Below are 6,079 nucleotides of genomic sequence, written 5' to 3' on the forward strand. Positions count from 1 at the left end.
CGTAGTCGTAGTCGCCGAGGGAGGCCACCAGCGTGCCCGGGTCGTACCGGAAGGAGTGGTCGGCGGTCAGGTCCGGCGTGAGCGGCCCGCAGCCGGTCGGCGCGGGTGCGGCGCCGTCCCGGCTGGACAAGTACCTCGTCGACAGCGGCCAGGCGCGGTCCCGCGGCGAGGCTGCCGCGCTGGTGCGCGAGGGCCGGGTCCGTGTCGGCGGCCGGCTCGCCCGGCGCCCCGCGCTCCCGGTCCTCCCGGGCCGCGACGTCATCGACGTCGAGGACCACCCCCGTTGGGTGGGCCGCGGCGCCGGCAAGCTGCATCACGCGCTGAGCCACTGGGCACCACCGGTCGGGGAGCAGCCCGCCCCGGGGCCGACGCGTGCGCTGCGGGTGGCCGGTCGCCGCTGCCTGGACGTGGGGGCATCCACCGGAGGGTTCAGCCAGGTGCTGCTGGCCCACGGCGCCTCGCACGTCACCGCGCTGGACGTGGGGCACGGCCAGCTGGCGCCGGAGGTGCGCGCCGACCCGCGGGTCCGGGAGATCTCCGGTCGCAACATCCGCGACGTGGCACCGGGCCAGCTCGGTGAGCCGTTCGAGGTGGTCGTGGCGGACCTGTCCTTCATCTCGCTCCGGACGGTGCTTCCCCAGCTGCGCGGCCAGCTCGCCGACGACGGGGACCTCGTCCTCCTGGTCAAGCCGCAGTTCGAGGCCGGGCGTGCGGCGGTACGCCGTGGGCAGGGGGTGGTTCGCGACGCCGAGAGCCGCAGCCGTGCCCTGCTCAGCGTGGTCGAGTCGGCGACCGGGCTGGGCCTGGGCGTCCGCGGCGTGGAGCGCTCCCCGCACACCGGCGCCCGCGGCAACGTGGAGTACCTGCTGTGGCTCACCGCACCGGGGCCCGGCATGATGACCCCGCAGGCCCTCGCGGCGCGCGCGGACCAGCTGGGCAGGGAGGAGTGAGTTGATGACCCGCAAGGTACTGCTGGTGACCCACTCCGGCCGCCCGGAGGTGCCCTCCCTGGCCGATGACCTGACCCGTCGGCTGGCGCGGCACGGGATCGAGGTCGCCGCCGTCCCGGATGACGGGGACCTGCAGCCGGTGGAGTTCCCGGCCGCGCAGGCCGAGCTGGTCGTCGTGTTCGGTGGCGACGGCACGATCCTGCGCGGGGCCGAGGTCGCCCGCGACCCGGGCATCCCGCTGCTGGGCGTGAACCTGGGTCGGGTCGGGTTCCTGGCCGAGGCCGAGCGGGAGGAGATGTCGGAGGTCGTGGAGCAGATCGTGCACCGCGACTACACCGTCGAGGAGCGGATGACCCTCGAGGTGGACGTGTACCGGGACGGGGACATGGTTTTCCACACCTGGGCGCTCAACGAGGCCTCCGTGGAGAAGTCGGCCCGGGAACGCATGCTCGAGCTCACCGTGGAGATCGACGGCCGGCCGCTGTCGACCTGGGGCTGCGACGGGGTGGTCATGGCCACCCCCACCGGCTCGACCGCCTACGCCTTCTCCGGGGGCGGCCCGGTGGTGTGGCCGGAGGTGGAGGCGCTGCTGGTCGTGCCCATCTCCGCGCACGCGCTGTTCGCCCGCCCGCTGGTCCTCGGCCCCGACACCCACCTGGCGGTCGAGGTCGTCCCGCACGCCCCCGCGGGCGTGATGTGGAGCGACGGCCGCCGTTCGGTCCACCTGCCGCCCGGCGCCCGCATCGAGGTGCGCCGCAGCGCCACGCCGGTGCGGCTGGCGCGGCTCACCCGCTCGCCGTTCACCGACCGGCTGGTGGCCAAGTTCCAGCTGCCGGTCGAGGGCTGGCGCGGCCGGCCGGGAGGCGGGCGCTGAGGTGCTGCAGCGGGTACGCATCAGCGGGCTGGGCGTCATCGAGGACGCCGAGCTGGAGCTCGCACCCGGCCTGAACGTGCTGACCGGAGAGACGGGGGCCGGCAAGACGATGGTGGTCTCCGGCCTGGGTCTGCTGCTCGGCGCCCGCGCCGACGCGGGCCTGGTGCGGCCCGGGGCCCGCGCCGCCGTCGTCGAGGGGGAGGTGGACGTCCGCCCCGACCACCCGGCCGCCGAGCGGGTGCGGGCGGCCGGCGGCGACACCGACGACGGGCTGGTGCTGGTCCGCACGCTCAGCGCTGAGGGCCGCTCCAGAGCCCACGTGGGTGGACGCACCGCCCCGGTCGGGGTGCTCGCGGAGGTCGGTCAGCACCTGGTGGCCGTGCACGGGCAGGCAGACCAGTGGCGGCTGCGGCGGCCAGAGGAGCACCGGGCGCTGCTCGACGCCGCCGGCGGGTCACCGGTCGCGGCCGCGCTCGACGACTACCGGCAGAGCTACACAGCCTGGGTGGAGACCCGGGAGCGGCTCGCCGGCCTCAGCAGTGAGGGAGCCGAGCGCACGCTGCGGGTGGAGAGCCTGCGGGCGGCGCTGGCCGAGATCGAGCAGGTCGCCCCGGAGGACGGCGAGGAAGCGGCGCTGGCCGCCGAGTCCGAGCGCCTCGACCACGGCGAGGCGCTCCGGCACGCGGCCGCGGTCGCCCAGGTGGCGCTCACCGGCGACGAGGACGACCCGGCCGCCACGGCCGCCGTGGTGGACCTGCTGGCTCAGGCCGGGCAGGAGGTCCGGGCCGCCGCCGGCCACGACGCGGCGCTGGCGGAGCTGGGCCGCCGGCTGGACGAGCTCGGGTACCTGGCCTCCGACCTGGCCGCCGACCTGGCCTCCTACGCCGCCGGCGTCGACGTCGACCCGGAGCGGCTGGCGTGGGTCCACGAGCGCCGCGCCGCGCTGACCGCGCTGCTGCGCCGCTACGGCCCCACGACGGCCGACGCCCTCGAGCTGGCCCGACGCGGCGCCCTGGAGCTGGCCGACCTGGAGTCGGTCGACGACCGGCGCGAGGAGCTGCAGGCCGCGGTCGCCGAGCTGGAGGCCCAGGTAGCGGCCCACGGCGCCATCCTCACCCAGGCCCGCCGGGAGGCCGCCGCGCAGCTGAGCCGCCGGGTGGAGGAGGAGCTGGCGCACCTGGCGATGGCCGGGGCCCGGGTGGAGGTCGCCGTCGAGCAGCCTCGGGACGCGGACGGGGTCGCCCTGCCGGACGGGACCCGGGTGCGTGCCCGCGCCCACGGCCTGGACGAGGTGGAGATCCGGCTGGCCGCCAACGCCGGCGCACCGCCGCGGTCGGTGACCCGCGCCGCCTCCGGTGGCGAGCTGTCCCGGGTGATGCTGGCCCTGGAGGTGGTGTCGGCGGAGGCGCAGCTGCCGACCTACGTCTTCGACGAGGTGGACGCCGGCGTGGGCGGTGCCGCCGCGCTGGACCTGGGCGCCCGGCTGGCGCGGCTGGCCGAGCACGCGCAGGTGATCGTGGTGACCCACCTGGGCCAGGTGGCCGCGTTCGCGGACCGGCACCACGTGGTGCGCAAGCACCAGGGTGACGGCGGGCGGTCCGGACCCGTCACCGCCAGCGACGTCGCGGTCGTCGAGCGCGAGGAACGGGTCGCCGAGATCGCCCGGATGATCGGCGGCGTGGAGGACTCCGAGGCCGCCCTGCGGCACGCCCGGGAGCTGGTGGAGGAGCATGCACCGCAGCGCACCGGCCGCCAGCCGTCCTGACCTGGCCTCCCCGGGCCGCCGCTGACCGGCCTCGGGAGCGTGGGTCGCGCCGGGGGTGGTCCAGCCCGGACGTGGCACGATGGGCGGCGATGATGCGCTCCCGTCGCCCCCGCCCCGCCGGTCACGCCACCGGCGGACCGTGGCACGGGCCGGCCCGGGTCGACCGCCGCACCAAGAACCTGACCAAGCGGCTGCAGCCCGGTGACATCGCCATCATCGACCATCGCGACATCGACCAGGTGAGCGCGCAGGCGCTGGTGGCCTGCCGGCCCGCGGCCGTCGTGAACTGCGCGGCCTCCATCAGCGGCCGCTACCCGAACCTGGGCCCGCAGATCCTGATCGAGGCCGGCGTGCCGGTGCTGGACGCGGTCGGGTCCGGGCTGATGGACCGGCTCGCCGACGGGGTCTCGGTGACGGTCGCCGACGGGCAGCTGCGACGCGACGGCGAGCTGCTCGCCGAGGGACGCATGCTCACCACCGCGGACGTCGAGGCGGCGATGGAGGAGGCGCGGGCGGGGCTGTACACCCAGATCGAGGCGTTCGCGAAGAACACCACCGAGTACGTGCGCGCCGAGCGGCACCTGCTGCTGGACGGGATCGAGCTGCCCGAGCTGCGGAACCAGCTGGAGGACCGCTATGCGCTCGTGGTGGTGCGCGGCTACCACTACAAGGAGGACCTGCAGACGCTGCGGCCGTTCATCCGCGAGGCCCGGCCGGTGCTGATCGGCGTCGACGGCGGGGCAGACGCGCTGCTGGAGCTCGGCTACCAGCCGGACCTGATCGTGGGGGACATGGACTCGGTGACCGACCGGGCCCTCACGAGCGGCGCCGAGATCATCGTGCACGCCTACGCCGACGGCCAGGCCCCCGGCCTGGAGCGGGTGCGCGGACTCGGCGTCGAGGACCCGGTCGTGCTCCCGGCGATCGGGACCAGCGAGGACGTGGCGATGCTGCTCGCCGACGGCAAGGGCGCCCGCCTGATCGTGGCCGTGGGGACGCACGCCACGCTCGTGGAGTTTCTCGACAAGGGTCGAAAAGGGATGTCCAGCACCTTCCTGACCCGGCTTCGGGTGGGCAGCAAGCTGGTCGACGCCAAGGGCGTCAGCCTGCTCTACCGCTCGCGGATCTCCAGCGCGTCGCTGTCGTGGATGGTGCTGGCCGGGCTGCTCGCGCTGCTCGCCGCGCTGTCGAGCACGCCCGGCGGCCGTACCGTGCTGGGGGTGCTGCGGGTGCGGCTGGAGGACCTGCTGGCACTGGTCGGAGGGCTCTTCACGTGATCGACTTCCGCTACCACCTGGTCTCGCTCGTGGCGGTCTTCCTGGCGCTGGCGATCGGCGTCGTCCTGGGCGCGGGGCCGCTGGGCCAGGAGCTGGCCACCACCTTGGAGCAGCAGGTCGAGGAGCTGCGGGAGGAGCGCGGCGCACTGCGCGCCGAGCTGGACCACACCACCCGCACCAACGAGGCCAAGGACGAGCTGTTGGCCTCGCTGACCACGCCGGCGGTCGCCGACCGGCTGACCGGAGTGCGGGTGGGGATGGTCCTGCTGCCCGGGGCCGACCCGGACCTGGCCGACCAGCTGCGGCGGCTGGTCTCCGTCGCCGGCGGGGACCCGGTACTGACCGCGAGGCTGACCGAGGACACCGAGGACCCGGACACCGCCGCCACCCGGCACGAGGCAGCCACCGAGCTTGCTCCGCTGGTGGCCGATCCGGAGCCCCGGGAAGGCGCCGAGCCGACGCTGGCCACCGTGCTGGCGGCGGTGGTGGCCGGCGCCGACGAAGAGGGCGGCACGGTGGGCCAGTGGCGCTCGGCGGCGCTGCGGCTGGAGGACCTGGGGCTGGTGGAGATGGAGTGGGAGGGCAACGGCGACGACGGCCAGCTGCCCGGCGCCGAGGACCAGCGGGCCCCCCAGGCGGTGGTGGTGCTCTCCCCGGGCCTGGAAGCGGACCCGGCGGAGGACCCCGAGGCCGGGGAGATCCTGCGGTTGCGGGTCGACACCGTGGCGGCGCTGGCCGAGGTGGGGACGCCGACGGTCGTGGCCGGGGTGGGGGGTGACCACTTCGAGTTAGAGGGCGACTCGACCGACGAGCTGGTCGCCGCCGTCCGCGCCGACAACGACGTGGCCGGCTCGGTCAGCAGCGTCGACCACGCCGATACCCGGGCCGGCCAGGTCGCCCTCGTCTACGCCATCCGGCACGCGCTGGAGGAGGAGTACGGCCACTGGGGGCTGGGCACCGGAGCAGAGGGGCCGGCCCCGCCCGTCCCCCCGGTGATGTCCTCCGATGACGAGTCGGGACCTGGGCCGGTGCCGCCACCGGACCCGCTGCAGGAGAGCACCGACGAGACCGAGAACGCCGACGACGCCGAGCGCACCGACGATGCCGAGGGCTCCGGCGACGCCGGGGGCCCCGGAGACACCGGCGGGACCTCGGAGGCCACGACCGGACACCAGGCGGCCGCGACCGCGACCAGCACCCCCAGCACCAGCGA

5 protein-coding genes are annotated in these 6,079 nt (G+C 75.6%); all 5 read left to right on the top strand.

All coding sequences use genetic code 11. The features are described from left to right. The first annotated feature begins 77 nt into the window (after positions 1-77). Positions 78-950 (top strand): TlyA family RNA methyltransferase, encoded by an 873-nt coding sequence (locus tag GFJ45_RS14585; RefSeq protein WP_153398481.1) that lies wholly within the window; start codon positions 78-80, stop codon positions 948-950. 4 nt (positions 951-954) lie between these two features. Then, positions 955-1,824, top strand: coding sequence for an NAD kinase (locus GFJ45_RS14590; protein ID WP_153398483.1), 870 nt, complete (start codon positions 955-957; stop codon positions 1,822-1,824). Position 1,825: 1 nt separating this feature from the next. Further along, on the top strand, positions 1,826-3,589 hold the full coding sequence (recN, locus tag GFJ45_RS14595) for a DNA repair protein RecN (RefSeq protein ID WP_153398485.1): 1,764 nt from the start codon (positions 1,826-1,828) through the stop codon (positions 3,587-3,589). 89 nt (positions 3,590-3,678) lie between these two features. Next, the gene (gene steA, locus GFJ45_RS14600) at positions 3,679-4,866 is read left to right on the top strand and encodes a putative cytokinetic ring protein SteA (RefSeq protein ID WP_153398487.1); all 1,188 of its coding nucleotides are present in this window, start codon (positions 3,679-3,681) and stop codon (positions 4,864-4,866) included. Continuing rightward, on the top strand, positions 4,863-6,079 hold a 1,217-nt coding region (locus GFJ45_RS14605), incomplete at its 3' end, for a copper transporter (protein ID WP_153398489.1). The genes steA and GFJ45_RS14605, both read left to right, overlap by 4 nt.

The organism is Ornithinicoccus halotolerans (assembly GCF_009602535.1).
Taxonomy (GTDB): Bacteria; Actinomycetota; Actinomycetes; order Actinomycetales; family Dermatophilaceae; genus Ornithinicoccus; species Ornithinicoccus halotolerans.